This is a genomic window from Gellertiella hungarica, from assembly GCF_014197145.1.
Classification (GTDB): domain Bacteria; phylum Pseudomonadota; class Alphaproteobacteria; order Rhizobiales; family Rhizobiaceae; genus Gellertiella; species Gellertiella hungarica.
Map to the genome: position 1 here is coordinate 1 of NZ_JACIEZ010000007.1, position 25,637 is coordinate 25,637.

Sequence of the window (25,637 nt, forward strand, 5' to 3'; positions counted from 1 at the left end):
TGGCCGGACCGGGAAGGCAATCGGGAGGAATCCGCGTCGCGTGCCGGGCCGGCAAAGGCCGGGCAGGCGGGACGCCGGTTCCCGAGAGGGAGCGATGATCAACAGGCCTGCCACCCATGGCCCGCAGGAGGTGCTGGTTGCCGAGCGCAACCCGCTCGTGGTCTCCGCGCTGCGCGAGCTCTTCGAGCGGCAGGGGCAGTATGCCGTCTATGGCCATGCGCGCCAGCCGGGCGACCTCTATGCCGCGCTTCAGGAGCGGCTGCCGGATTTCCTGCTGCTCGGCTGGTCGCTGGAGGGGGCGGAAGCCCCGGAAGTGATTGCGGAGATCGCCCGGCGCGGCCTGCAGCCGAAGATCGTGCTCTTTGCCGACCACAACAACCCGATCGTGGTGCAGGAAGCGGTGCGCCTGGGCGTGCACGGCCTGTGCTACCAGTTCGAGGAACCGGCCATTCTCTTCACCACGCTGGAGGCGGTGGGACGCGGCCGGATCTGCGTGCCCTACGTGGCGCTGGACAAGGTGACGAGCTCGCCGCTTTCGCGGCTCACCCAGCGGGAGCGGGAGCTTCTGGGCATGCTCGGCGACGGCTGGACCAATACCCAGATCGCGTCGCGGACCGGCATTTCGGAAAACACCGTGAAATACCATCTGAAGAATCTTTACGACAAGCTGGAGGTGCGCAACCGCGCCATGGCCGTTTCGCTCTTCGCCGCCGCCCAGCGGCGCGAAAGCTAGAGAGGATGGTGCCGGGCGCAGCGCGCCCGGTCCGTCTCCGGTGGAGGCTTCAGGTGAGGGCCGCGCGGCCGCGCCGCATGGCCGAAAGCTCCAGCTCCGCAAGCAGCAGCACCGCCGCCGCCTGCGCCACGAGGAAGGCGAGGCCGAGGCCATTGGGCGCGATCAGCCCCGCGACCGGCAGCGCGATGCTGGCGAGCGACCAGAAGATGTTGCCGATGACGATGAAGCCGACGGCCAGGCGGTGCGGCTCCGCAGCCAGCGCTGTCGCGCCCATGAAGGCCGCAATGGGCAGAAGAAGAGCGCCTGCCCAGAAGAGAAGCGCCGGGGGCAGTGCCGTCAGCGTGGCCAGTGGCCCGGAGGCGGCGAGAAGCAGGAGCCCCATGGCGAGGCAGGTCGCCGCATCGATGCGCAGCAGGGTCTTCAGCGGCAGTGCGAGCAGGATCTTGAACATCGTGAAAGCCTTTCTTGCTGGTTGCGCCCCTTGATTGTCCGGGCGATGATCGGATCATCCGCCGGTTCTGTTCTGAGGTCGATTACCCGGCAGGTAATTGAATGAAGGGGGCGGATGGAGCGAGATGGGCCATGACCAGTGACACGCAATCCGTCGGAACCCTTCTGCGCACCTGGCGGCAACGCCGGCGGTTCAGCCAGCTCGCGCTGGCGAGCGAGGCGGAAATCTCCCAGCGTCACCTGAGCTTTCTGGAATCCGGCCGCTCCCGGCCGAGCCGGGACATGGTGCTGCGCCTTGCGGAATATCTGAACGTGCCGCTCGAGGAGCGCAACGCCATGCTGCGGGCGGCGGGTTTTGCCCCGGTCTATCTGGAGCGGGCGCTTTCGGCCCCGGAACTGCAATCGGCCATGAGCGTGGTGCGGCGCATTCTCGAGGCAACGGAGCCGCATCCGGCGCTTGCCGTCGACCGCAACTGGACGCTGCTTTCGGCCAATGCCGCCGTCGGCATGCTCACGAGGGGCGCAGCAGCCCATCTGCTGGAAGGTCCTGTCAATGTGCTGCGCCTCAGCCTCCACCCGGAAGGGCTTGCGCCGCGCATCCTCAACTACCGGGAGTGGCGCGACCACATCCTCGCCCGCCTTTCCCATGACATCGAGGTCCGCGCCGATGGCGCCCTGGCCCGGCTGCGGGCGGAACTGGCCGCCTATCCCGTGCCCGACCACAGCGCCCCGCGGCGGCCCGGCCCGCTGACCGGACAGGACATCGCCATTCCCCTGCGCATCGCCAGCCCGGCCGGACCGCTCGAATTCCTCAGCACCACCACGGTCTTCGGGACGGCGGAAGACATCACGCTGGCCGGCGTGGTGATCGAGAGCTTCTATCCGGCCAATCCCGAAACCGCTGCCGCAATGCAGGCACTGAACCGTGCCGGCACGGAGCCCATCCCCTGAAAAAGACCGGGATCGGGCGGTACGCCATCCGCCCTCCGGACACTGGCGTCCGGCCGGTTCCTGTGCGAGAGGAAGTGCAGGAACCCGACGGGACGGACAGGGCATGACGACGGAACTGATGCTGCGATACGGGGTGGCGCTCGCCATCGGCCTCCTGGTCGGCCTCGAAAGGGGCTGGCGGGAGCGATCCGAGCCCGCCGGCCATCGCATTGCCGGCATCCGCACCTATTCCATCACCGGTCTTCTCGGCGCCTGTCTCGGCAGCCTGACCACGATCACCGGCTCGGCCATGCCGCTGGTCGCCTCGATCCTCGTCTATGGCGCGCTGTTCGGGGCTCTGGAGTATCGAAAGGCCGTTGCCGAGAAGGAATACAGCGTCACCGGCTTCGTCGCGGCGCTGGTGGTGATGATGCTGGGCGTGCTTGCGGTGGTCGGCGATTTCCGGCTTGCGGCGGCGGGCGGGGTGGCGCTGGCGGGACTGCTTGCAAGCCGCGACATGCTGCATTCGCTGCTCCAGCGCATCACCTGGGCGGAAATCCGCTCGGCCATCGTGCTCGCGGCCATGTCGGCCATCGTGCTGCCGCTCCTGCCGGACCGGACCATCGATCCCTGGGGCGGCTTCAATCCCCGGGAAATCTGGCTCTTCACGGTGCTCACCGCGGCGCTCTCCTATCTCGGCTATGTGGCGGTGCGCATCGTCGGGCCGTCGCGCGGCGCGCTGATCACGGGGCTGACCGGCGGGCTCGTCTCCTCCACCTCCGTCACCGTCGCCTTTGCCCGCACCGCAGCCGGGGGCGGGGCGAACTGGCCGCTGGTGGCGGGGGCCTGCACCGCCGCCATGGTGTCGGTGATCCGCGTCTCCGTCATCGTCTTCCTGCTCCGGCCCGAAATCCTGCAGACCATCGGCCCGGCGGCGGCCGCAGCCGCCCTGACGCTCGGCCTCGCGGCACTGCTCCTCGTCACCTTCCAGAAGGAGGAGCCCGGCGACGAGGGGTTGCCTGCGCGCAATCCCTTCGATCTCGGCCATCTCCTCATCTTTGCGGCGGGCTTTGCCCTTGTCTCCACGGTGAGCGCTGCCTTCGTCGGAAATTTCGGCGCCTCCAGCCTGATTGCAAGCTCCACCCTCTCCGGCATGTTCGACGTGGATATCGCGGTCCTCAGCGCGCTCCGCCTCGACGGCACCACGGTGCAGGCGGTTCAGGTGGGGGAGGCGATCCTCTGTGCGCTGGCGGCAAACGGCATCGGGCGCCTGTCGCTCGCGGTCGCCGCCGGCCCGGCGCGCTTCTTCCTGCCGCTTGGCGGCGCAACCCTTCTTGCCGCCGTTGCGGGGCTCGTCGTCTTCCTGCTTCTGGCGCCGTGACAACCTCCCGGCCGCGCATGCTTGCCTTTGCAGCCTCGAGCCTTATCTCGGTGCCTGCTCGCCTGCGGCCCGCAATCTTTCCGGAGACAGCCTTGCCCCTTCCGACCTTCGATGCCCTCTGGCAGCATCTGGACACCGCGACCCGCAGCCGTTCGCCCTGCAACTTCCTGCAGCTGGCCACGGCCGGCCTCGATGGTGCGCCGCAGGTGCGCACGGTCGTCCTCAGGCAGGCGGACCGGCAGGCGGGCAGCCTCTCCTTCGTGACCGACATGCGCTCCCCGAAGGTGGCGGAGATCGGGCGCGACCCCCGCGTCTCGCTGCTCTGCTACGATCCCGCGGCCAATACCCAGCTTCGTCTTTCGGGAACCGCATCTCTGTTGCGGGAGGACGCCGAGCGACGGGCTTTCTGGCAATCGCTGCGGGGGAGGACGCTGGCACTGTTCGAGGCGCCGCACGCTCCGGGAACGGAGATCGGCGAAGACGGGCAACCGCTCCTTCAGGAACAGCCCCGCGAACCGGACGCCGATCCCTTCGAGCGGTTCCAGCCGGTCACGGTGACGCTTTCGCGCCTCGAATGGCTCGATCTTTCCGCAGAGCCGCATCTGCGCTGCCTCTATCGCCGGACCGATGACGGCGGATGGAAGGGCACGCGCCTGTCGCCCTGAGGGGGAAGACGCTCTTTTCCTGTGCAAAGAGGCTTCCGCCTCGCCCCCTTTCGTCCGGCAGGGGATATAAGGCAGCCCATGCCCCCGCACGGGGGGGCGGCCAATCCCGCCCGAACCAGTAGGAAAGACGGACCGATCCATGGCGTCCACAGAACCGGTCACCGACGCCCTGTTCCGGAAGGGCACGACGCCCGACCCGCTCGAGGTGCTGCGCCGGGTTTACGGCTATTCCGGTTTCCGCGGCCGGCAAGGCGAGGTGATCGGCGAGATCATGGCCGGCGGCGATGCCGTCGTCCTCTTCCCGACCGGGGCCGGCAAGTCGCTCTGCTTCCAGATCCCGGCGCTTTGCCGGGAGGGGGTGGGACTTGTGGTCTCGCCGCTGATTGCGCTGATGCGCGACCAGGTGGAGGCACTCGGCCAGCTCGGCGTGCGGGCGGCGGCCATCAACTCCATGGTCAGCCGCGAGGAATTTCTCGACATTCGCCGCGCGCTTCATGCGGGCGAGCTCGACCTCCTCTACGTGACCCCCGAACGGATCGTCACCGACGGCTTCCGCAGCTTCATCGGTTCGGCACGGCTTTCGCTTATTGCCATCGACGAGGCCCATTGCGTGTCGCAGTGGGGCCATGATTTCCGCCCGGAATACCGCGAGCTCGGAAAGCTTGCCGCGGAATATCCCGGCGTGCCGCGCATTGCGCTCACCGCCACGGCCGATCCCCACACCCGCGAGGACATCATCGACCGGCTGGAGCTTCGCGGTGCCCGTGTCTTCACCACCTCCTTCGACCGGCCGAACCTCTCCTACGAGATCGTGGAACGCGACCAGCCGCGCCAGCAGTTGCTGCGCTTCCTCGGTCGTCACCGGGGATCGAGCGGGATCGTCTACTGCCTGTCGCGGGCCAAGGTGGAAGACACGGCCGAATGGCTGAACGCCCAGGGCATCTATGCGCTGCCCTACCATGCGGGCATGGACCGGGAGCTTCGCAACCGTCACCAGGACGCCTTTCTCCGGGAGGAGGGGCTCTGCCTCGTCGCGACCGTCGCCTTCGGCATGGGCATCGACAAGCCGAACGTGCGCTATGTGGCCCATCTCGACCTGCCGGGCTCGGTGGAGGCCTACTACCAGGAAACCGGGCGCGCCGGCCGCGACGGGCTGCCATCGGAAGTCTGGATGGCCTATGGCATGGCCGACGTCATCCAGCGCGGGCGCATGATCGACGAATCCGGCGCCGCGCCCGAGATCAAGCGGGTGGAGCGGGCAAAGCTCAACGCGCTGCTTGCCATCTGCGAGACGCCGCTCTGCCGCCGGCAGGCGATCCTTGCCCATTTCGGCGAGACGCATGCCGGGCATTGCGGCAATTGCGACACCTGCCTCAAGCCGGTGGAGACGTGGGACGGGACGGAAGCCGCCATCAAGGCGCTCGCCGCCATCTATCGCACGGGCGAACGCTTCGGCGCGGGGCAGGTGATCGATGTGCTGACCGGGGCCGTCAACGAGCGCACCGAACGCCATGGCCATACCTCCCTCGCCGTCTTCGGCGCGGGCCGGGATATCGAGGCGAAGACCTGGCAGTCGGTCTTCCGCCAGCTGCTTGCCGCAGGCCTCATCCGCGTGGACCACGAGGCGCACGGAGCCCTGAAACTGGTGCCCGAGGAGGCGCGCAGCGTGTTTCGCCGGGAACGGCAGGTCTTCTTCCGCAAGGACCGGCCGACGAAGGGCAAGGCGGGCCGGAGCGGGCCTTCGGCATCCGCCTCCGCAAAGGCGGGGCTCGACGGGTCGGACCAGGCGCTGTTCGAGCGGCTGCGGGCTGCGCGTACGGAGCTTGCGAAGGAGGCCGGCGTGCCGCCCTATGTCATCTTCCCCGATACCACCCTCGTCGCCATGGCGCGGGAAAGGCCGGCAACGCCCGACCAGCTTCTCGAGCTGCCGGGCATCGGCCAATCCAAGCGCGACCGCTACGGCGCGATCTTCCTCGACGTGATCGATACCCATGCCGACTGAGGCGGACTGCAGGGGCCGCCGCTTTTCCTGGGGCTGCTGCGCTTCCCGCTAGCGCCGGTCGAAATCCCGGTCGAGCGGCCAGATCGGCCGTCGGACCCGCACATAGGGGCGAAGCTCCGCCCGCGGCGTCGCAAGGGCGCCGCTGTCGCACACGATGACCCTGGCGGAGACCGGCTCGAAGGCCGCACGGAAGTGCTGCATCGATTTCACGACCAGATAGGTGAGGTTCGAAGGCTCGATGCCGAAGGCCTTCACCTGCTGCAGGTCGAGCATCTGCCCGGGCAGCGTCACCACCAGGATGTCGATGCCGCCCGTGCGGAAGACCGCCGTCGGCCCGAAGCTGTGGGTGATGCCGCCGAGGATCGGCCCGTCGCCCGTATAGACGCCATCCGAGAGACGCACGATCTCCCCCGTGAGTTCGAGAGGCCCGCCGCCGAAGGCCGGGTCCACCTTTCCGCCGAGCCGCAGCGTCACCGTTTCGCCCTCGCGGTGGGCATGCAGGAAAGCCGCCGCCTCCGGGTCGATCATCGGGGCGAAGCCGCCGTTGCAGGCCCCGGCCTCGAGAAGCGCGGCGAGCAGCGCGGTGGCGTCGCCATAGGCGCCGGCGCCGGGGTTGTCGGCGTAATCGGCAATGACAAGCGGGCCCGCCGAGGCATCGAAGTCGCGCGCGATTTCGGCCGCCTCGCGGGGCGTCAGGAAGGTGTTGGACACCTTGCCTCGGCCTTCCCAGATGCTGTCCGCGAGGCCGGAAGCAATGGCTTCTGCCCGCTCGACGGCGCCGGGACGGGCGGTGTCGCAGGTCACGAGGACGGTTGCACCCGCCTCCGCCACATCCGCCTCGGCGAAGGCGGCGTTGATCGAGACGGCGAGGATGCCGGGCTCCTGCTCATGGGCTCGGGCGCGTTCGTAGAGGGCGGCGGTCTCCGGCACGTCCGTCCGGCCCGCATTGGCCTCGTCCAGCATGGGCACATGCGCGCGCACCGTCACCGGCCGCACCGCGCCGCGCATCGCGGCATCGAGAAGGCGGCCCGCATGGAGGCCGGTCTCGCGCATGTCCACATGGGGATAGGTCTTGTAGGACACGTAGACGTTCGCCAGCCGCGCCATCGCCTCGGTGACGATGGCATGGAGGTCGAGCGTCACGGCAATCGGCACGGCGTCGCCGACGATGGCGCGCAGGCGGGCCAGGAGTTCGCCTTCGCCATCCTCGCAGAAATCGGGCACCATGGCCCCGTGCAGCCCGAGCAGGATGCCGTCCAGCTTTCCCTTTTCTTCCCGCGCCGCATCGCAGATCAGCCCGGCAATGTGGTCGAAAGCCTCCTTCGAGACCCGTGCGCCCGGCGTCGCATGGGCGGAGACCACATGGCGGACGGACCATCCCGCCTCCCGGCCCGCATCGAGGAAGCCGGCAATCTCCGCATTGACGTCGCCGAAGCGGTCGACGGCGGCCTGGCCGAGATCCAGCGTTTCGGCGGTGAAGGTGGCCAGATCGGTGCTGCCCTTCTTGAACGTGTTGCTTTCATGAATGAATTCGGCGGTCAGCACGCGGAACGGCATGTCGGGTTTCCCTGTCGTTTCAGGTTAGAGCGGGTTGAAGCAGGCGACGGCGTGGCCGCCTTCCTCTGTCAAGGGCGGCGAGGCCGACCGGCAGGCCTCGACGGCCCGGCTGCACCGCCCGGCAAAGGCACAGCCCGGCGGCAGGTTGAAGGGGGAGGGGATCTCGCCCGAAAGCGGCGCGATCTCGCGGCGCGCCTTCGGGTCGGGCGCGAAGCTGGAATCCATCAGTGCCCGCGTATAGGGATGGCGCGGCACGGCCCGCGCGTCGGGCAGCACCTCCACCACCGCGCCCAGATACATCACCACGATGCGGTCGCAGAAATAGCGCACCAGCCCGAGATCGTGGGAGATGAAGAGATAGGTCAGGCCGAACCCCTCCCGCAGCGCGGCAAGGAGCTCGATGATCTGTGCCTGGATCGATACGTCGAGGGAGGCGGTCGGTTCGTCCAGCACCACGAATTCCGGCCTCAGCGCGAGCGCCCGGGCAATGCCGATGCGCTGCCTCTGCCCGCCCGACATCTGGTGCGGGTAGCGAAGGGCGGCGGAGGCCGGCAGGCTGACCGCCTCGAGCATGCCCGAAATGGCCTGCTGCGTCACCGGCAGGCCATGCACGCGGAAGGGTTCGGCCAGCGTCTCGGCGATCGTGTAGCGCGGGTCCAGCGAGGAATAGGGGTCCTGGAACACCATGGCCATGCGCCGGCGTTCCCTGCGCAGCTCTGCCTGTCCAATGCCGGAAAGGCGTGTGCCGCCAAGGGTGATGTCGCCCTCGGTCGGCTCGATCAGCCGGAGGATCAGGCGCGCGAGCGTGGATTTGCCGCAACCGGATTCGCCGACGACGCCCACCACCTCGCCGCGCCCGACGGTGAGGTTCACGGACCGCACGGCCGTCATGCTCCGCGGCCTGGCGAACCAGCCGCCGCCGGTCATGAAGCGCTTGGTCAGGCCCTTGACGACGAGGAGGGGCTCGCTCATCCGGCAATCCTTTCGGCAAGGTGACAGGCGACGAGGCCGCCATCCGGCGTTTCTCGCAGAAGCGGACGCTCGGTGCGGCAGATGTCGACCGCATGGGGGCAGCGCGGATGGAAGCGGCAGCCCGGCGGGAACTGCGTGGCGGGTGGAACGCTTCCGGCAATGCCCTTCAGGCTGCCCTCGGCCATGCCCTCCCGCGGAATGCAGCCGATGAGGGCGGCGGCATATGGATGCGCCGGCCGCTCGAAGAGGGGGTCGACGGCCCGCTCCTCGGCAACCCGTCCGGCATAGAGCACCGCTACCCGGTCGCAGGCCTGCGCCACCACGCCCATGTCGTGGGTGATCAGGAGCAGGGCAAGCCCGCGCTCCCGCACCAGCCCGGTGAGGATCTGGATGATCTGCGCCTGCACGGTCACGTCGAGCGCCGTCGTCGGCTCGTCGGCGACGATGAGGTCCGGCTCTCCGGCAAGCGCCATGGCAATGACGATGCGCTGCTTCATGCCGCCGGAAAGCTGGTGCGGATAGGCCTCCGCCACGGCCGCCGCCTCGGGAATGCGCAGCTGGCCCATGAGGTCGAGCGTGCGTGCGCGCGCCGCCTCGCCCGACAGGCCGAGATGCAGCCGCGACACCACATCGATCTGCTCGCCGATGCGCTGGACCGGATCGAGCGCGGTCATCGGGTTCTGCATCACGAAGCCGATCCGCCCGCCGCGCAGCTTTCGAAGACCCGCCGGGCCAAGACTGGCGAGATCCGTGCCGTCGAAGAGGATGCGGCCCGAGGCGATGCGGCCGCCGATCAGCGGCAGCAGGCCCGTGACCGTCAGCGCGGTGAGCGACTTGCCCGATCCGCTTTCGCCGACAAGGCCGAGGATCTGCCCGCGGTCGAGGGACAGGGAGATGTCGTCGAGAAGCGTGACGCCGCCAATCGCAACCGACAGCCGCTCGATGGAAAGCAGCGGGCTCATGGCTTGCTCCCCAGCTTGTCGCGGATGTCGAGCGCGGCGATCAGCGCGTCGCCGAAGAGATTGATGGCGATCACGGTGGTGGCGACGGCAAGGCCCGGAAAGACGATGATCCAGGGCGCCTTGAAGAGCAGCGCCGATCCGGAGGACATCATCGATCCCCAGCTCGGCGTCGGCGGCTGGGCCCCGAGACCGAAGAAGCCGAGCGTCGCCTCTAGGATGATCGCATCGCCCGTCGCCAGCATGGCGCTGACGAGGACGGGCGCGAGCGCGTTGGGGATGAGGTGCCGGAAGAGGATGTGGGCATGGCCGGCGCCAAGGCTGCGCGCCGCCTCCACATAGGTCTCCGCCTTCAGCGTCATGATCTGCGCCCGGGTGAGGCGGGCGAACTGGGCGAGATAGGCAACCGCGATGGCCGCCATGGTGCCGCTGACGCCCGGCCCGATGATCGCGACCAGGATGAGGGCGATCAGGATTTCCGGGAAGGACCAGGTCAGATCCGCGACCGCCGTGACGGCGCGGTCGAAGAAGCCGCCGAAATAGCCGGCCGCCGCACCGAGCGTCATGCCCGCCGCGACCGAGATCAGGATCGAGACGGAACTCACGGAGAGCGAGGTGCGGGCGCCGTACAGCATGCGGGTCAGGAGGTCGCGGCCGAACTCGTCGGTGCCGAGCGGATGGGCGAGCGACGGTGGCTGGAACGCCTCCTTCAGCACCTGCGCATCATAGGCATAAGGGGTGAGAAGCGGCGCGAAGATCGCCCCGAGAACGATGAGGACAAGCCAGCCTCCGGCAATCGCGCCGGAAGGGCGGCCAAAGGCCGCTCTCAGCACGCCGAGCCCGCCGGGCAGGGCGGAGGAGACGGGGGAGGGCGCCGTCATGACAGGGCCCCCCGAACCCGCGGGTCCATGGCCGCCTGCAGGAGATCGCCGAGGAGCGTGCCCAGCATCACGGCCATCGCCAGCATCAGCAGGCTTGCCTGCACCACGGGATAATCATGCTGGCTCAGGGCCTTGATGAGGAGCGTGCCCAGGCCGGGGCGGGCAAAGACCACCTCCACCGTCACCGCGCCGCCGAGGATCCAGCCGATCCGGAGCGCAAGGATGGTCACCACGGGGATGAGCGCGTGCCGCAGCACGTGCCTGATCTGGATGCGCATCGGCGAGAGGCCCTTGGCATGGAGCAGCAGAACGAAATCCTTCGCCGCGATGTCGACCATCGAGACGCGGGTGATGCGCGCGACGAGCGCGGTGCCGCCGAGCCCGATGGTGAGCACCGGCAGGACCAGCGAGGACCAGGTGCGCGCGCCCGAGACCGGGAACCAGCCGAGGCCGACGGCGAAGACGAGGATGAGGAGAAGGCCGAGCCAGAAGCTCGGCAGCGTCGAGCCGAACAGGACGCCGCCCATGATCGCCCGGTCCAGGAACCGGTCCTTGTTGAGCGCGGCAACCACGCCGAGCGTGACGCCGACGACGGTGGAGAAGGCAAGCGCGAGCCCGCCGAGCAGCAGCGAATGGGGAAGCGCCTGGCCGATCAGGTCCGCGACCGGGCGCCGGGCGACGATCGCCGTGCCGAGGTCCCCGGTCAGGAGCTTGCCGAGCCAGATGGCGTACTGGACCGGCAACGGCCGGTCCAGACCGTAACGAGCCATCATCTCGGCCCGCTGTTCCGGCGGCGCTCCGACCTTCAGCAGGTTGTCGATCGGATCGCCGGGAATGAAGTGGAGTATCAGGAATATGACGACGGATACCGCGAGGAACACGGGCACGAGCATCAGGATGCGTCGGATGGCATAGGCCAGCATGTTTCGTGTTCCCCGCGAAGCCCGGCCTTATTCCTTCACTTCCATGTCCATGATGACGGTCGCACCGACGGACGGGGAGTGGATCTCCGCCGGCAGCACGAGCCGGTCCTTGTTGTAGGCAATCGAGGTCACCGGCTGGTAGATCGGCGCCATCGGGAACTGCGAGAGCACGTATTCATGATAGGCGGTGAAGTTCTTCACCCGCTCCGCCATGTTCTTGGAGCCGGTCATGGCCACCTTGCGCAGCTCTTCCGCCTTCGGATCGTTGAACATGGAGACATTCGGATAGCCGAGACGGTCGCCACCGAAGAACCAGTCGATGATGTCGGCATTGTCCCAGTTGTAGGAACGGACGGCGAGCTGCTGGTTGCCGGACTTGTACTGATCGCGGATGGCGGAGCTGTCGAAGGTGGTGATCTCGCTGTCGATGCCGACCGCCTTCAGCTCGGCCTGCACCACTTCCGTCAGCCGGCGGAAGCTGGAGTCGCTCTGCGTCCAGAGGGAAACCTTGAGCGGCTTGCCGTCCTTCTCGCGAACGCCGTCGGCGCCCACCTTCCAGCCTGCCTCGTCGAGCAGGGCCTTGGAGCGCTCGGGATCGTAGGAGATCTGGTATTTCGGATCGACCTTCGATTCCGGCAGGGCGGAAATCAGGAAGGTGTTGGCAACCTCGCCGACGCCGCCATAGACGGATTCGAGAATTTCCTTCTGGTTGATCGCCTTGGCCGCTGCCTCGCGCACCTTGATGTCGGTGAAGGGCTCCTTGGTCACGTTGATCGGCATGTAGGCCACGTCCTGACCGGGGAGCGTGAGCACCTCGAGATTGGTTTCCGCCTTCACCTGGCCGAGGAAATCCGTGGGCACGCCGAGCAGCAGGTCGACGCCACCGGACTTGAGTTCAAGGAAGGCGGTGGAATCCTCGGCGATCTCCCGCAGCGTCAGCTTGGCGATCTTGGCCGGCCCGCGGTTCTTTGCGAGCGGCGAGGCCCAGGCATAGTCTTCGTTGCGGACGAGGACGGTTTCCTGCCCGACGGTGAAGCTCTCCATCTTGAAGGGACCGGTGCCATAGACTTCGGTCACGCCGTAATTGTCGCCCAGCGCCTGATAGGACTTCGGCTCGACCACCGAGAGGTAGCTGGAGGAGAAATTGTAGAGCAGGTTCGGCTCCGGACGCGACATCACGAACTTCACCGTGTGCTCGTCAACCACCTCCACCTTCGCGATGGCCTCGGTCATGTAGGCGTTTTCGGAAGCCTTGAAGAGCTCCAGCCACTTGGCAATCGTTTCCGCGTTGAAGGGCTCGCCATTGTGGAACTTCACGCCCTTCTTGAGGTGGAACACCCAGGACATGCCGTCGGGGGCTTCCTCCCAGCTTTCCGCAAGCCAGGGGTGGAAGGAGAGGTCCGCATCCTGCGAAACGAGGCGATCGAAGATCAGCGTCGTGCCGATGTTGAGGTTGTTCGCCTTGATGGGGTTATAGGTCGGGGCGCCCACTTCGTTGGTGGCGATCACGAAGACCGCTTCCTGGGCGGCTGCGAAGCCATGGCCTGCAAAGAGGGCGGCCAGGCTGATGCCGGCGGCGGCGAGGGTCTTGCGAAGTCTCAGCGATGTCATTTCCGGTTCCTCTCTTCTGGTTCTTTATGCTTGGGTTATCAGGATTGCGGCACGCGTCTCGGCTGTCCGGTGTGGCCGATGAAATCGCCGTAGAGCGCGGAGATCCGCGCCATGCGCTCCTCCACCTCGGCACCCAGCTCCTTGAAGACGCCGTTGATCAGCAGGCCGATCAGCGACGACATGGCCGAGGTCGTGTCCCAGAAGTGGTTGAGGTCGGTCGGGACGGCGAAAAGCTCGGTCACCACGTTGACGGCCCAGTCGCAATAGGGGTCGGTGATCAGCGTGACGGGAATGCCGGCGCGGTGGGCGGCCGTGGCGAGGTCGCGGGTCAGCCGGGAATAGCGGCGGCCATCCACCAGCACCACGGTGGTCTCGGCGGGGTCCGACAGCAGGATTTCGCCGAAATGGCCGCCCGCGACATCGGCGAGATGCACGCCGGGGCGGAGATACTGGAGATTGTGCACCAGCTCCGCCGCATGGCCGCGCTCTGTCTGGAAACCGGCAACGAAAACCTGGCGGCAGCGGGCAAGCCGCTGCACGGCGCGATGGAATTCGGCGGTCGCAGCCGTTTCGTATACCGCGACGAGGGCCGCCATTTCCCGCTCCAGCGCCCGGGCCAGCTCGCCGTTGCCATCCTGGCTGCGGCGGTGGAAATCCTGCAGCCGGTCGCCGATCAGCCAGGCCTGGTCGCCGAGATCGGATTTCAGCACGCCCTTCAGGTCCTTGAGGCTGAGATAGCCGATGGAGCGGCAGAAACGGCCGATGGAGGCCTCGGACACGCCGATCTTCAAGGCCACCGTGGCTGCGGTCTCGAATGGCAGGGACTGGAGATTGGTGGCGAAATAGGAGGCAATGCTCCGTTCGGTGGGGGTTCCGTTGATGGCGGACTGGGCCAGCCGCTGCCGGAGATCGCCGAGCGGCGCTCCCGCAACCAGATCGCTCGAAATACCTTGCGTATTCTCAGCCATCGATCCCTCTCCCGGATCAAAGACTGACAGAAGACTTTCAGGCCGTCAATCTTGCAAGAAAACTATAAATGGTCGCGTGTCGTCCAAATCTGGGGGGCAGGTCTCCGTCTGCGGGACGAGACGCAAGATCGATAAGGCAGGTTATGGAACTCGATCGGGCGTCTGGCACGGCAATGGGCGTTGCGACAGGCGCGCCTGGCCCTGTCGCCGCCCGATGCCTGCCAGAAGCGGTCGCGGGACAACGGCGCGCTGCCTGCCGCTACCAGGACTGGGTCCGGGCAAGGCGCATGATCGTCGAGCCCAGCGCCGTCACGTCCTTCTGCCGGTTCGCGAGGACGGCGACGCCGATCCGGCGCTCCGGATCGATGGCGAGATAGGCGAAATAGCCGTTCACCGCGCCATTGTGCCAGAGAATGCCGCTGTTTCCCTCGATCCAGTCATGGGGCGCGGGCGTGAACCAGCCAAGGGCGACGGGCGCCTTCGGCTGACGCTCGCGCTGGCGGGCGAGACTGTCCGCAAGCGGCGAGGCGGGATCGAACTCTGCGCTGATGAAACGGATCAGGTCCTCCGCATTCGAGGTGATCGAGCCCGCGCCGGCCAATGAGGAGAAACGCCAGGGCGGCGCGGGATTGCCCGCCGCGTCATGCCCCTGGATGAGCCGGCGGGCGACATCCTCGCGGAGATCCCCGTGGCTGTCCCTCATGCCGACCGGGTCGAAGATCTGCTCGCGGAGAAGCTCCGGATAATCCTTCCCCGTCACCAGCTCCATGACATGGGCAAGCAGGCCCATGCCGTAATTCGAATAGGCGAAGCTGCCCGGCTTTTCCCCTCCGACGGGGTTGGCGAGATAGACCAGCACCTCCTCGCGCGTCATGTGGTTGTAGGGATCGGTCATGATGTTCTCCGCCCCCACCCGCCGGATGACCTCGTCTTCCAGATATTGCGGCACGGTCGGCAGGCCGGAGGTGTGGGTGGCAAGCTGCCGGAGCGTGATGCCCGCGACCGATGGCGCCAGCGGATAGCGCTCGCCGATCAGCTCGGCCAGGGTCGCGTTCATGCTCAGCCTGCCGTCGTCCACGAGGCGCTGGAGCAGCAGCGTCGTGAAGACCTTGGAGATCGATCCGATCTGGAAGAGCGTCGTGCCGTCGGCCCGGCCGGGCCCGTGGGAAAGCACCCGTCCCTCCCCGTCCCGGACGATGGCGACGACCACGTCTGCCGGGCTGTCGGAGCCCTGCCAGCGGGCCACCTTCCGGGCAATGTCTGCCGCAAGGTCCTTGCGGTCGGGCCCGTGGTTCTTCCAGAGATAGATGGCCGCAAGTGCGAGCAGGGCAGCCAGAAGCAGGCCCGCGGCAGCGAGTCCGATGATCTTCAGCATGATCGTGCCTTTCGAGGTGTCAGAGAGAAGCGTGCCAGGCGTCCCGTTCGGTGCGGGCGGCCAGTTCCAGGGCCTCCCGGGGAATGCCGAGCCCTGCGAGAAGCCTCGGCACCACGCCGCGCCGGGCGGCGAGAGCGGCAAGGATGACATCGGCGCCGCACAGCGGTTCGCCCGTCGGACCCTTCAGCGAAAGCCGCTCCAGAACCGCCCGGCCGGAGGCACTGGATGGCAGGGTGGCCCAGGGGCTTGCGCTTTTCGTGATGGGCAAGGGCGGCGGCATGGCTCCCGGCAGGGCACCCGCCGCGGCAAGTGCCTCGGCATAGTGTCGCTGGATGGCCGCCCGAAGCCCCTCCCGGTCCACGGCAAAGGACCGGAAGCTGTTGCGCGCCGTGCCATCGGGAAGCTCGAAGGCGGCGAGCAGGAAATGCTCCGCCCCGACCTCGGCCAGACCCTCGGCTTCGGCTTCGACGAGGGCGGTCTCGCACAGGATTTTCAGCGCCTTCAGCGTGGAGGCGGCATTCTTCAGTCCCTTGAGCATCGTCAACCTCAGGATCTCTGTGCCAGGAGTGGCGACAGGCGCTTGTGGGCGGCCTGTTTCGTGACGCCGAGCGCCTCGGCGATCTCGGCCCAGGACCAGCCCTGGTCCAGCGCGGCGCGCACCGCATGCAGTTCCAGCCGGTCCGCGGCAAGGCGCAGCGCGATGACCGAGGCCAGCGCGGTTTCGACATCTTCGATGGGGGGCGTCGTCTGTGTCATGCATCAACCATAGTTGACAGCATTCGAGGCGTCAACCTTTGTTGACGGGCTCTCCCGGAAATTCGGGAGGGGGCGGCGGGCAACGGCCCGCTGGAATGGATTCCCGGAGCGGCCGGATTGCGGCTTCTGCCGGGAATGCGGGAGGTCGCAGGCGATGCGGCGGGTCATGCCCGCCCCATCGGGCCCTAGCGCAGGATCCGGCGTATCCAGGAGCTTCGCGAGGCCAGTGCCGCGCGGGCAAGCTCGCTTTCCGGCGCGAAGACATCGAAGCCGTGGAAGCCGCCGGACCAGACATGCAGCTCCGCGCTGCCGCCGGCTGCCCAGATGCGGTTCGCATAGGCGATGTTTTCGTCGCGGAACATTTCCGCGCTGCCGGCCTCGATGAAGGCGGGCGGCAGGCCGGAAAGATCCGCCGCGCGTGTGGGCGCGGCATAGGGCGAGACCTGATCGGTGCCCATGCGGTCACCCAGCAGGCATTCCCAGCCGAGCAGATTTGCCGCCCGTGTCCAGGTGGTTCCGGCGAGAAACTGGTGGCTGGACAGCGTGCTGTTCGTGTCGTCGATCATCGGGCAGAGAAGCAGCTGGCCGGCAAGCTTCACGCTGTTCCGGTCCCGCGCCATCAGGGCGACACCGGCCGAAAGCCCGCCGCCGGCACTCCCGCCCATCACGATCAGCCGGTCCGGATCAATGCCGAGGTCACGGGCCTGTCCGGCAAACCAGACGAGTCCGGCATGGCAATCCTCCACCGGCGCGGGATCGGGATGTTCGGGCGCCAGACGGTAGTCGACGGTGGCCGCCACGACCCCGTGCTCCACCACCATGGCCGCAAGGCGTGGCACGTCCATGCGCCGGTTGCCGACCATCATGCCGCCGCCGTGAATGTTGTAGAGCGCGGGAAGCGGCGCGCCGCCGGCCTTTACCCGTGCGCCATGGCCGCGCGGGGCAAGGATGGTGATCGGGATATCGTCACCGCCGTCGGGGCCGGGCGCCCTGTGCTCGCTCCATTCGACCGGCAGGTCGCCGACCGCCGCCTCGACGGAGGGAATCCCGCGCTCCATCTCGGCGCGGATCGCGGCAAGCATCGCCCGCGTCATCGGCGGGGTATCGGGTGGCACGAGGAGCGCAAGCGGCGCCAGCATCTCCGGATCGAGGGGTACGGGCTTCGGGTTCATCGTGGTCATGGTCTCTCCTCCTGTCGTCGGGCCTCACGGCCCTTCCGGATCGACCACGCCGCGGTCCGACCAGAAGGGCTCCACCTCGGCGCGCAGCGTTTCCCGCCCCACCCGCTCCAGAAGGTCGAAGGCGGCGAGGGCCTGTTCGAGATGGGCGATGCGCGTTGCCCCGAAGAGCGTGTTGATGGTGGCGGGGTGGCTCATGGCAAAGGCGATGCAGAGGGTTGCGGGCGTTGCGCCGAGCTTTTCCGCAAGCTTGCCAAGCGGCGCGGCCGAGGCTGCGATCTTCTCGCGGATCTGGCCGGGATCGCGCCCCACTTCCCGCTCGGGCGGGGTCGGTTTCACCAGCACGCCGCCCTCCATCACGTCGGAGGCCTGAAGCGCAAGACCGCGCTCGAAAAGCGCCGCGAAGGGCTTGCCGTCGGGAATGGCCCGGCGCGCGATGCTGTATTTCAGCTGCGCCATGACCGGCCCCGGAATGCCGTTGGCGGCGGCGATATCCATCACCGCGGCGATGTTCGTGGCCGACCAGTTGTTGACGCCCCAGGCGCGGATGAGCCCGGCTTTCAGCAGCTCGCCGAGCGAGAGCACCAGCGACTCGAGCGTCAGGTCGTCGCGCCTGATATCGCCGAGGACGACGATATCGGCATGATCGAGCCCGACGCGGAAGAGCGCGTTCTCGAGCTGCGGGCGGAAGCCCCGATCCCGGTCGAAGACCTCGAGCCAGAGCTTTTCCGAAACGAGATAATCCTCCCGCTTCAGCCCCGTCGCGCGCATCACGGCAGAGAAGATCACGTCCGTCAGCGGCGGCGGCACGGTGTCGGGCGTGCCATAGACGCCCACATCGAAAAGGTTAACACCCGCCGCGACGGCGCGGCGCACCAGATCGACCGCCAGGCCGAAATCCATCCGGTCGAAGGTGTGCCAGGAGCCGAGCGCGAGCGGGGGCATGAGGATGCCGCTGGTGCCGAGGGGCCGGGGAGCGGGAAATTGTGCCTGTTGCATGGGGTGGTCCTTGCTGTTGTCAGGAAAGGCGCGGATCGATGACCGCCTTGATGATGTCCTGCGCCTGCATGGCGCGGATCGCCGCGTCTGCCCCGGAGAGGCCGACGGGGGCGCTGAAGAGATCGTCCCAGGGCATGCGGCTGCCGAAATCGACGAAGAAATCCAGCGCGCGCTTGTAATCGGCGATGTCGCCGTTGAGCGAGCCGTGGAAGGTGAGCTCCTTGCCCATGACGCGCCCGAGGCTCAGGGGATTTTCCGCGTGATCGGTGGTGCCGACGACGATGATGCGGCCGCGCTGCGCCGCCATGCCGACCGCCTCGCGGCCGATGGAGGGGGCGCCGGCAAAGTCGAAGATGTAGTCCGCGCCGTGTCCGTCCGTATGGGCCATGACCGCCTCGACGATGCCCTCCGACCCGAGGGCGATGTCGACGGTGTGGTCGGCGCCGAAGCGCTTCGCCATGGCAAGGCGGCTTTCCGGGGCGCCGACCGTGATGACCGTGCCGGCGCCCGAAAGCCGTGCGGCGGCGGTGGCGAAAATGCCGAGCGCGCCGGCCCCCTGCACCACCACCTTCGCGCCGGTGCGGAGGTTGCCTGCCCGCTCGAAGGCGCGCAGCACCGTCTTTGCCGTACAGCCGGCCATGGCGGCCCATGTATCCTTGACCGCGCCCGGGATCACCAGCTTCTCGGCGCCCGGCGTGACATAGGCATACTGGCTGAGACCGGATATGGCATAGGGCGGGCGGTCGGCGCGCTGGAGAAAACCATAGCCCCGGCTCGAGCAGGCAACCGGCTCGCGCAGGATGTTGCAGCCATGGCAATGGCCGCAGGTGGATTCCGACCAGCCGATCCGCTGACCCGTCTTCAGGGGGCGGCCGAGCGCATCGAGCGTGCCCTCGCCAAGCGCCACGATCTCGCCCACCATTTCATGGCCGAGCACCATGGGCAGCATGCCGGGAAAGCTCATCTTGCCGGACCATATCTCGATATCCGTGCCGCAGAGCGTCGAGCAGTGAAGGCGCACCAGCGCCGCCCCCGGCTCGATTGCCTCGGGCAGCGGCAGGTCGGTCATTTCAAGCGGCGCGCCATGGGCGACGAGCACCGCCGCGCGGGTGGTTTTCGGAAGCATGTGGATCCTCTTTCGATCAGGTCAGAAGCTGGCCGCCATCGACGGGCAGCACGGCGCCGGTGATGTGGGCGGCACCCTCCCCCGCCAGGAAAAGCACGGCGGGCGTGATCTCGCCGGTCACGGCGATGCGGGCGCGGGGAATGCGGGCTTCCCAGGCCGCGCGGGCCTCGGGATCGTCGACGAGCCGGGCGGTGAGAGGCGTGACGACGGGACCGGGCGCGACCGCATTGACCCTTATGCCGTGGGGCGCAAGCTCCAGCGCCGCGGTCCGGGTCAGCGCATTCACCGCCGCCTTCGTCGCCTCGTAGTGGCCGAGGCCTGCGGTCGGCTGTTCGGCGCCGATGGAACTGATGTTGACGATGGCCCCCCGGCCCCGCTCGCGCATGGCGCGGGCCGCCGCCTGCGTCATCAGGAAGGTGCCGAGCACATTGACCGAGAGCGCGTTGACAAGCAGCGCGGGATCGAGATCGGCAAGCAGACCGCCGCCGCCGACGATGCCCGCATTGTTGACGAGCACATCCGGGACGATCCCGTCGCGGGCCAGAGCCGCGAATGCATCGCGGACCGCAAGGGCATCGGAAACGTCGAGCGCAAGGGCCACGCCTCCGAGCTGACCGGCCGCGACTTGGGCGCTCTCGCCATTCCGGTCCACCACGATCACGCGGTCCCCTTGCCCGGCAAAGGCCTCCGCAATCGCAAGGCCCAGCCCCTGCCCCGCACCCGTGACCATGACGATCCGTTCAACCATTCCCCCGTGCCTCCCCGCACTGACTTCGGCAGAAACTTGCCGTTGTGTTTTTAGTATACAAGTGTAGATAATAAAGTCCATGGGCTTTCGGTCAGCCCCGCAAGAAGTCGGGTAAAGGGAGAAATTTTCATGCATAATCAGAAGCTTGCCAAGCGCGCCATCGGCCCCGGCGGCCCGGAGGTTCCCGTCTTTTCGCTGGGATCCTGGAACACCTGGGACCGCATGCAGCCGGGCGAGGCGGTCTTGATGATCGAACGCGCGGCGGAGGCGGGCGCGGCGTTTTTCGACGTCGCCTATTACAATATGGGGCCCCATCAGGAGCATTCGCGCACAGACATTCTCTTCGGCGAGGCGATCCGCGCGGCGGGCCTCGCCCGCACCGATTTCCAGGTCTGCGGCAAGCTCTGGCTCTGGAACTATCCCGACCTCGATTTCCGCGCCCAGATCGAAACCAGTCTCGAGCGCGCCGGTCTCGACCGCTTCGACATGGTGGTTGCGGGGGATTATCTCGGGCGGCCGGACATGGCCCGGATTGCGGACGAGGTCGATCTCCTGATCAAGGACGGCCTCGTCGGCTGCTGGGGCATCAACAACTGGCTGATCGGCGACACGCTGGCGACGCTCGATCATTGCGCGGCCCGCGGTATTCAGCCGCCCATCTTCGCGCAGCTGAAATACGGCATCGTCCGGCGCACGGTGGCGGAGGGCAAGGGCTATGGCGCGCTCTTCTCCTCCGGCCGCCTCGGGCTCCAGGCCTCCGACTGCATGGAAGGCGGTCTCCTGATCCACAAGGGGCCGCCGCGCCGCAAGATCGGCGCCGATGTCGGCAAGATCCGCGAGCAGATGGAAGGCGCTGCCGACCGGCTGAAGCAGATTGCCGACGGTCTCGGCGCCACGCCGGCGCAGGTCGCCATCGCCTTCTGCCTCGCCAATCCCGCCACGACCAACGTGCTGTTCGGCGCTTCGCGGCTCGGCCAGCTCGAGGAAAATCTTGCCGCCGCCGCGCTTGCCGCGGAACGGGGGGCAGAAATCCGGGCGCTGTGCGAGCCCCTCTGGCTCGACGCCCATGTTTCCCCGGATGGGGGATTCTAGGGGACTTGACGGACGTCCATTTTATCTTCAACGTTTGTAGAAATTAAAAAGCCGGTGGAGGAGCCGGCCGAGAAAGGGTGGAGAATGATGACAACGCGAAAAGCCTCTCGTCTGATGGGCGCGTTTGCGGCCCTGCTGTTGGGTCTGGCAGGCGCGGCTGCGGCTGCCGAAGACGATCTGCGGATCGGCAACCTGCTCGATGTCACGTCGTGGGACCCGGCGCTGGCCGATATCGGTTTCGACGGCCCCTATCTCTCCGCCGTCTACGACCCGCTCGTCATCATCGACGAGACGGGCAAGGTCCTGCCGGCGCTCGCCACCGACTGGCAGTTTTCAGAAGACCGGCTGACGCTGACCATGAACCTCAGGCAGGGCGTCCGCTTCAGCGACGGCACCCCCTTCAATGCGGATGCGGCCGTCGCCAATCTCGAACACCTGAAGGCCGGTGCGCGCTCGTCCGAGGCCTATCACAACGTCAAATCCGTCAGGAAGGTGGATGACGACACGGTGGAGATTGCGCTTTCGGCCCGCGACGACAGCATGCTTTATCTCATGGGCCTCGGGCGCAGCTACATGATCTCGCCCGACGTGATCGCCAAGGGAACGGCGGCCGCCGCGCCCGTCGGCTCCGGCCCCTACACGCTCGAAAAGGCCCTTCCGGGCGCGGAGTATGATTTCACCCGCGTGCCCGGCCACTGGGACGCCGCCACCTATCCCTATGACAGGGTTGCCGTCTTCCCGATCCTCGATCCGACCGCCCGGCACAATGCCATGCTGTCGGGACAGGTGAATGTTTCCTATGGCGATCCGGTCAACAACCAGCAGGCGGAAGCCGCCGGCTGGAACGTGTCGCAATCGCCCGCCGGCTGGGTGGGGCTGATGTTCCTCGACCACGAAGGCAAGCGGCTGCCGCCGCTCAAGGATGTGCGCGTGCGCCAGGCGCTGAACCATGCCTTCAACGGGCCGGCGATCCTCAAGGCGGTCAGCCACGAGGCCGGCAAGCCGGCCAATCAGGTCTTCGCGGTCGGCCGTCCCGGCCATGTGGCCGCGCTCGACAACCGCTACCCGTACGATTTCGAGAAGGCGAAGGCGCTGATGGCGGAGGCGGGCTTTGCCGACGGCTTCGACGTCACCATGCCCATGGCGCCGCTCTTCCAGCCCTGGCAGCCGGTGACGGAACAGACGCTCGGCCTTTTGAACATCCGCGTTCAGTGGGACAACATGCAGACGCCGGACTATCAGGTGAATGCGCCGAAATATCCGATGTTCATCGCCTTCATCGCCATGGACGGCGACCCGATCGCCAACCTCGCGCGGCAGGTCACCATGCCGCAATGGTACAATCTGGAGCCGGAATACGCGAAGTTCCCCGAGATTGCCGCCCTGGTGGAGAAGGCGCAGACGCTGACCGGCGACGACCAGATCAAGGCCGTCGAGGCGCTCAACACAAAGCTGACGGAAGAGGCCTGGTGGTCGGTCTGGTACCAGGCGGCCAATGTCTACCACGCCCAGCCCGGCATCCGCGTAACAGGCGTGCCCGGCATGATGTTCCCGACGCTGCGCTTCATCAAGCGCGGCTGAGCGACCCCGGAAGGGCCAAGACATGCTGTTATTCCTGCTCAAACGGATCGGCGCCGGGCTGGTGCTTCTGGTGGCCGCAACCGCCGGAACCTTCTTCCTCGCCCATCTCGCGATCAGCGATCCGACGGCGGCGCTGCTCGGCTCCACGGCAACGCCCGAGCAGCAGGCCGCGCTTGCGCTGAAGCTCGGGCTCGACCGGCCGGTCCTCGTGCAGTTTCTCGATTGGGCGGGCCATGCGGTGCGGGGGGATCTCGGCCTGTCCTGGCGAAGCTTCCAGCCGGTCTCCGAACAGATCCTGCAGCGGGTTCCGGTAACGCTTTCCATCGTCACCTTCGCGCTCCTGCTGGCTGCCCTTTTCGGCACGCTGTTCGGCGTGCTGGCGGGGCTGAACCCGGGCGGGGTCTTCGACCGGGTGATCCAGGCCGTGACGGTGGTGCTCTTTGCCCTCCCCGGCTTCTGGCTCAGCCTCGTCCTCGTGCTCTGGTTCGCCGTGCGCCTGCAGTGGTTTCCTGCGATCGGCTATGTCTCGCCGGCGGATTCGATGACGGGCTGGCTGCGCTCGATCACCCGTCCCTCGGTGTCGCTGGCGCTCGGCGCCATCGTCATGGTGGCGGAGCAGCTGCGCAACCAGGTGATGACGGTCAGCCGCCTCGACTATATCAGGACGCTCAAGAGCCGCGGACTGCCGAAAAGCCGCATCCGCATGCATGTGCTGCGCAATGCGGCGCCGACCGCCATCACCGTGCTTGCGGTGATGTTCACCGGGCTCCTCAGCGGCGCGGTGGTGGTGGAGGCGATCTTCTCCATGCCCGGTCTCGGCCAGCTCACCCAGTCTTCCGCGCAGATGGGCGACATTCCCATGCTGCTCGGCATTACCGCCGCCACGGTCTTTTTCCTGGTCCTCGTCTATATCCTGCTCGACATCGTGCTCGGCTGGGTCAATCCGAAGGTGCGCATCCGATGACGTCAGCCGCTCCCCTGCCCGTCTACAGAAGGCCGAAACCCGTCTGGCGGCGGCTTGTCGCCCGGCCTGTCGGGCTTGCTGCCCTCCTGGTGCTGGCAACGCTCGCCCTGGTCGCGGTCCTCGCCCCCTATCTGTCGCCCAAGGACCCGAATTTCCTTGATCTCATGAATGCCGGTGCGCCGCCGGATGCGGAACATCTTCTCGGCAGCGACAGCGCCGGGCGCGATATCCTGAGCCGCCTCATCTGGGGAAGCCGCACCACGCTTTCGGGCGTGGTCATCACCGTCGTCACCGCGCTTCTGGCAGGCGTGCCGACCGGCATGGCCGCCGGCTATTTCGGCGGCCGGACGGATGCCTTCCTTTCCTGGATCAGCGACGTGATGCAGGCGGTGCCCGCGATGATCATCCTGCTCGTGGTCGCCGCCGGCAGCCGCTCGCATTTCGTGGTGCTGATGGCGGCCGTCGGCATCATCATGGCACCCGGCTATTTCCGGGTCGCGCGGGCGGCGGCCCGCAGCGTCAGCCGCGAGGATTACATCACCGCGGCCCAGGTGGCGGGGCTCGGCCATGGGGTCATCCTGCGCCGCCATGTGGCGCCCGGCATCCTCGCCGCCGTCACAATCCAGACCGCGCTTGCCGCCGGCATTGCCATGGGCATTCAGGCCGGCCTGCAATTCCTCGGCATCGGCCAGAGCAATGTGCCGAGCTGGGGCGCGATGATGGCGGATGGCTTCCGCTTCATGCTCACCAATCCCTGGCTGCTGTTCTGGCCGTCGCTCGCGCTCGGCGTGGCGATCGCCGCGCTGGCCCTTCTCGGCTCGACGCTGGCCGATGTCATGCGCAGCCGCTCGCCCCGTCCGGCGGATGCGGCAGAGGCGGTGGCAGATGGCGCGACAGCCCCCGCAACGCCCGCCCCGGAAATGGATGCCGGCGCGGAAACCGCGCTCCGGGTGGACAATCTGCGCGTCCGCTACCGCAATGGCGGCACGGTGACCGAGGTGGTGCACGGCATCTCCTTTTCCGTCCGGCCGGGCGAGGTGCTGGGCATCGTCGGCGAAAGCGGCTCCGGCAAGTCGCAGACTGTCTACTCCCTTCTCGATCTCCTCCCGGCGAACGGCGCGTCCACGGCGGACGGGATCTACCTTCGCGGCAAGCCGATCCATGCTCTCCCGGAGAAGGAGCGCGCCCGGCTCCTCGGCTCCGCCTTCGGCTATGTGCCGCAGGAACCGATGTCCAATCTCGACCCCTCCTACCGGATCGGCCACCAGCTCTGCGAGCCGCTCATGGTCGTCCACGGCCTCGGGCGCGGCGAAGCCCGGGCACGGGTGCGCGACGTGCTGGCCAAGGTCGGCATCCGCGACATCGACCGGGTGATGAGGAGCTATCCGCACGAGATCTCGGGCGGCATGGCGCAGCGGGTGCTGATCGCCGGTGCGATCCTCGGACAACCCTCCGTGCTTCTCGCCGACGAACCGACGACGGCGCTCGATGTCACGGTTCAGGCCGAGGTGCTGCAGCTTCTCCGCGACCTCAGGGCCGAAACCGGCATGGCGCTGGTGCTGATCACCCACAACTTCGGGGTGGTGGCCGACCTCTGCGACCGGGTGATCGTGATGCGCGGCGGCCATGTGATCGAACGCGGACCCGTTGCGGAGATCTTCGCCCATGCCCGCCACCCCTATACCCGCGCGCTGATCGAGGCCTCCGCCGATATCGACACCTCCCGCCGGGAGCTCGACCGGATGGCGCGCCGGACGGAAAGCGAGGCGGTGCAAGGATGAACATG

Annotated in this window: 24 protein-coding genes; 9 read left to right on the top strand and 15 right to left on the bottom strand. The window is 67.5% G+C overall.

Annotation, left to right across the window (positions count from 1 at the left end; translation table 11 throughout):
* Positions 1 to 94 precede the first annotated feature (94 nt).
* Positions 95 to 733 carry a response regulator transcription factor gene (locus tag GGR23_RS15770; RefSeq protein ID WP_183367274.1) on the top strand — a complete coding sequence of 213 codons (639 nt, stop codon included), beginning with the start codon at positions 95 to 97 and terminating at the stop codon, positions 731 to 733.
* A gap of 49 nt (positions 734 to 782) precedes the next feature.
* Here GGR23_RS15770 and GGR23_RS15775 read toward each other — a convergent pair whose 3' ends face one another.
* A complete protein-coding gene (locus GGR23_RS15775; protein ID WP_183367275.1) occupies positions 783 to 1,184 on the bottom strand; it encodes a hypothetical protein in 402 nt (133 codons plus the stop codon).
* Positions 1,185 to 1,315: 131 nt separating this feature from the next.
* Here GGR23_RS15775 and GGR23_RS15780 point away from each other — a divergent pair, with 131 nt between their 5' ends.
* The 4 genes from GGR23_RS15780 to recQ all read left to right on the top strand — a co-directional run bounded on the left by GGR23_RS15780 (position 1,316) and on the right by recQ (position 6,161).
* On the top strand, positions 1,316 to 2,134 hold the full coding sequence (locus GGR23_RS15780) for a helix-turn-helix domain-containing protein (protein WP_183367276.1): 819 nt from the start codon (positions 1,316 to 1,318) through the stop codon (positions 2,132 to 2,134).
* A gap of 103 nt (positions 2,135 to 2,237) precedes the next feature.
* Positions 2,238 to 3,494 carry an MgtC/SapB family protein gene (locus GGR23_RS15785; RefSeq protein ID WP_183367277.1) on the top strand — a complete coding sequence of 419 codons (1,257 nt, stop codon included), beginning with the start codon at positions 2,238 to 2,240 and terminating at the stop codon, positions 3,492 to 3,494.
* 92 nt (positions 3,495 to 3,586) lie between these two features.
* Positions 3,587 to 4,159 (top strand): pyridoxamine 5'-phosphate oxidase family protein, encoded by a 573-nt coding sequence (locus GGR23_RS15790; RefSeq protein ID WP_183367278.1) that lies wholly within the window; start codon positions 3,587 to 3,589, stop codon positions 4,157 to 4,159.
* A 139-nt stretch (positions 4,160 to 4,298) separates the two neighbouring features.
* Positions 4,299 to 6,161: a DNA helicase RecQ gene (recQ, locus tag GGR23_RS15795; RefSeq protein ID WP_183367279.1), complete on the top strand. Its 1,863-nt coding sequence runs from the start codon at positions 4,299 to 4,301 to the stop codon at positions 6,159 to 6,161.
* A 48-nt stretch (positions 6,162 to 6,209) separates the two neighbouring features.
* Here the strand turns inward: recQ and GGR23_RS15800 are convergent, their stop codons facing one another.
* The 14 genes from GGR23_RS15800 to GGR23_RS15865 form a co-directional block, all read right to left on the bottom strand.
* The gene (locus tag GGR23_RS15800) at positions 6,210 to 7,718 is read right to left on the bottom strand and encodes a M81 family metallopeptidase (RefSeq protein ID WP_183367280.1); all 1,509 of its coding nucleotides are present in this window, start codon (positions 7,716 to 7,718) and stop codon (positions 6,210 to 6,212) included.
* A gap of 24 nt (positions 7,719 to 7,742) precedes the next feature.
* A complete protein-coding gene (locus tag GGR23_RS15805) occupies positions 7,743 to 8,690 on the bottom strand; it encodes an oligopeptide/dipeptide ABC transporter ATP-binding protein (protein ID WP_183367281.1) in 948 nt (315 codons plus the stop codon).
* A complete protein-coding gene (locus GGR23_RS15810) occupies positions 8,687 to 9,652 on the bottom strand; it encodes an ABC transporter ATP-binding protein (RefSeq protein ID WP_183367282.1) in 966 nt (321 codons plus the stop codon). The genes GGR23_RS15805 and GGR23_RS15810 overlap by 4 nt, the downstream gene beginning before the upstream one ends.
* Complete coding sequence (locus GGR23_RS15815; protein ID WP_183367283.1) at positions 9,649 to 10,530, bottom strand: ABC transporter permease; 882 nt, start codon at positions 10,528 to 10,530, stop codon at positions 9,649 to 9,651. The genes GGR23_RS15810 and GGR23_RS15815 overlap by 4 nt, the downstream gene beginning before the upstream one ends.
* Positions 10,527 to 11,453 carry an ABC transporter permease gene (locus tag GGR23_RS15820; RefSeq protein ID WP_183367284.1) on the bottom strand — a complete coding sequence of 309 codons (927 nt, stop codon included), beginning with the start codon at positions 11,451 to 11,453 and terminating at the stop codon, positions 10,527 to 10,529. Before GGR23_RS15820 ends, GGR23_RS15815 begins: the two co-directional genes overlap by 4 nt.
* 27 nt (positions 11,454 to 11,480) lie before the next feature.
* On the bottom strand, positions 11,481 to 13,064 hold the full coding sequence (locus GGR23_RS15825; protein WP_183367285.1) for an ABC transporter substrate-binding protein: 1,584 nt from the start codon (positions 13,062 to 13,064) through the stop codon (positions 11,481 to 11,483).
* 38 nt (positions 13,065 to 13,102) lie between these two features.
* The gene (locus tag GGR23_RS15830) at positions 13,103 to 14,032 is read right to left on the bottom strand and encodes a MurR/RpiR family transcriptional regulator (protein ID WP_183367286.1); all 930 of its coding nucleotides are present in this window, start codon (positions 14,030 to 14,032) and stop codon (positions 13,103 to 13,105) included.
* A gap of 259 nt (positions 14,033 to 14,291) precedes the next feature.
* On the bottom strand, positions 14,292 to 15,407 hold the full coding sequence (locus tag GGR23_RS15835) for a serine hydrolase domain-containing protein (RefSeq protein ID WP_183367287.1): 1,116 nt from the start codon (positions 15,405 to 15,407) through the stop codon (positions 14,292 to 14,294).
* 19 nt (positions 15,408 to 15,426) lie between these two features.
* Positions 15,427 to 15,945, bottom strand: a complete 519-nt coding sequence (locus GGR23_RS15840) for a Clp protease N-terminal domain-containing protein (RefSeq protein WP_183367288.1) — start codon at positions 15,943 to 15,945, stop codon at positions 15,427 to 15,429.
* An 8-nt stretch (positions 15,946 to 15,953) separates the two neighbouring features.
* On the bottom strand, positions 15,954 to 16,163 hold the full coding sequence (locus GGR23_RS15845; RefSeq protein WP_183367289.1) for a helix-turn-helix domain-containing protein: 210 nt from the start codon (positions 16,161 to 16,163) through the stop codon (positions 15,954 to 15,956).
* Positions 16,164 to 16,348: 185 nt separating this feature from the next.
* On the bottom strand, positions 16,349 to 17,344 hold the full coding sequence (locus GGR23_RS15850) for an alpha/beta hydrolase (RefSeq protein ID WP_210296994.1): 996 nt from the start codon (positions 17,342 to 17,344) through the stop codon (positions 16,349 to 16,351).
* Positions 17,345 to 17,368: 24 nt separating this feature from the next.
* Positions 17,369 to 18,340 carry an aldo/keto reductase gene (locus tag GGR23_RS15855; protein WP_183367290.1) on the bottom strand — a complete coding sequence of 324 codons (972 nt, stop codon included), beginning with the start codon at positions 18,338 to 18,340 and terminating at the stop codon, positions 17,369 to 17,371.
* A gap of 19 nt (positions 18,341 to 18,359) precedes the next feature.
* Entirely contained in the window at positions 18,360 to 19,466 is a 1,107-nt protein-coding gene (locus GGR23_RS15860) for a zinc-binding dehydrogenase (RefSeq protein WP_183367291.1), read from the bottom strand.
* Positions 19,467 to 19,482: 16 nt separating this feature from the next.
* A complete protein-coding gene (locus GGR23_RS15865) occupies positions 19,483 to 20,214 on the bottom strand; it encodes an SDR family NAD(P)-dependent oxidoreductase (RefSeq protein ID WP_210296995.1) in 732 nt (243 codons plus the stop codon).
* A 129-nt stretch (positions 20,215 to 20,343) separates the two neighbouring features.
* Between GGR23_RS15865 and GGR23_RS15870 the strand changes: the two genes are divergently transcribed.
* The 4 genes from GGR23_RS15870 (at position 20,344) to GGR23_RS15885 (ending at position 25,632) form a co-directional block, all read left to right on the top strand.
* Positions 20,344 to 21,306 carry an aldo/keto reductase gene (locus GGR23_RS15870; RefSeq protein ID WP_183367292.1) on the top strand — a complete coding sequence of 321 codons (963 nt, stop codon included), beginning with the start codon at positions 20,344 to 20,346 and terminating at the stop codon, positions 21,304 to 21,306.
* 87 nt (positions 21,307 to 21,393) lie between these two features.
* Positions 21,394 to 22,887: an ABC transporter substrate-binding protein gene (locus tag GGR23_RS15875; protein ID WP_183367293.1), complete on the top strand. Its 1,494-nt coding sequence runs from the start codon at positions 21,394 to 21,396 to the stop codon at positions 22,885 to 22,887.
* Between the two features lie 22 nt (positions 22,888 to 22,909).
* Entirely contained in the window at positions 22,910 to 23,851 is a 942-nt protein-coding gene (locus tag GGR23_RS15880; protein WP_183367294.1) for an ABC transporter permease, read from the top strand.
* Entirely contained in the window at positions 23,848 to 25,632 is a 1,785-nt protein-coding gene (locus GGR23_RS15885) for a dipeptide/oligopeptide/nickel ABC transporter permease/ATP-binding protein (protein ID WP_183367295.1), read from the top strand. The genes GGR23_RS15880 and GGR23_RS15885 overlap by 4 nt, the downstream gene beginning before the upstream one ends.
* Positions 25,633 to 25,637: the final 5 nt, after the last annotated feature.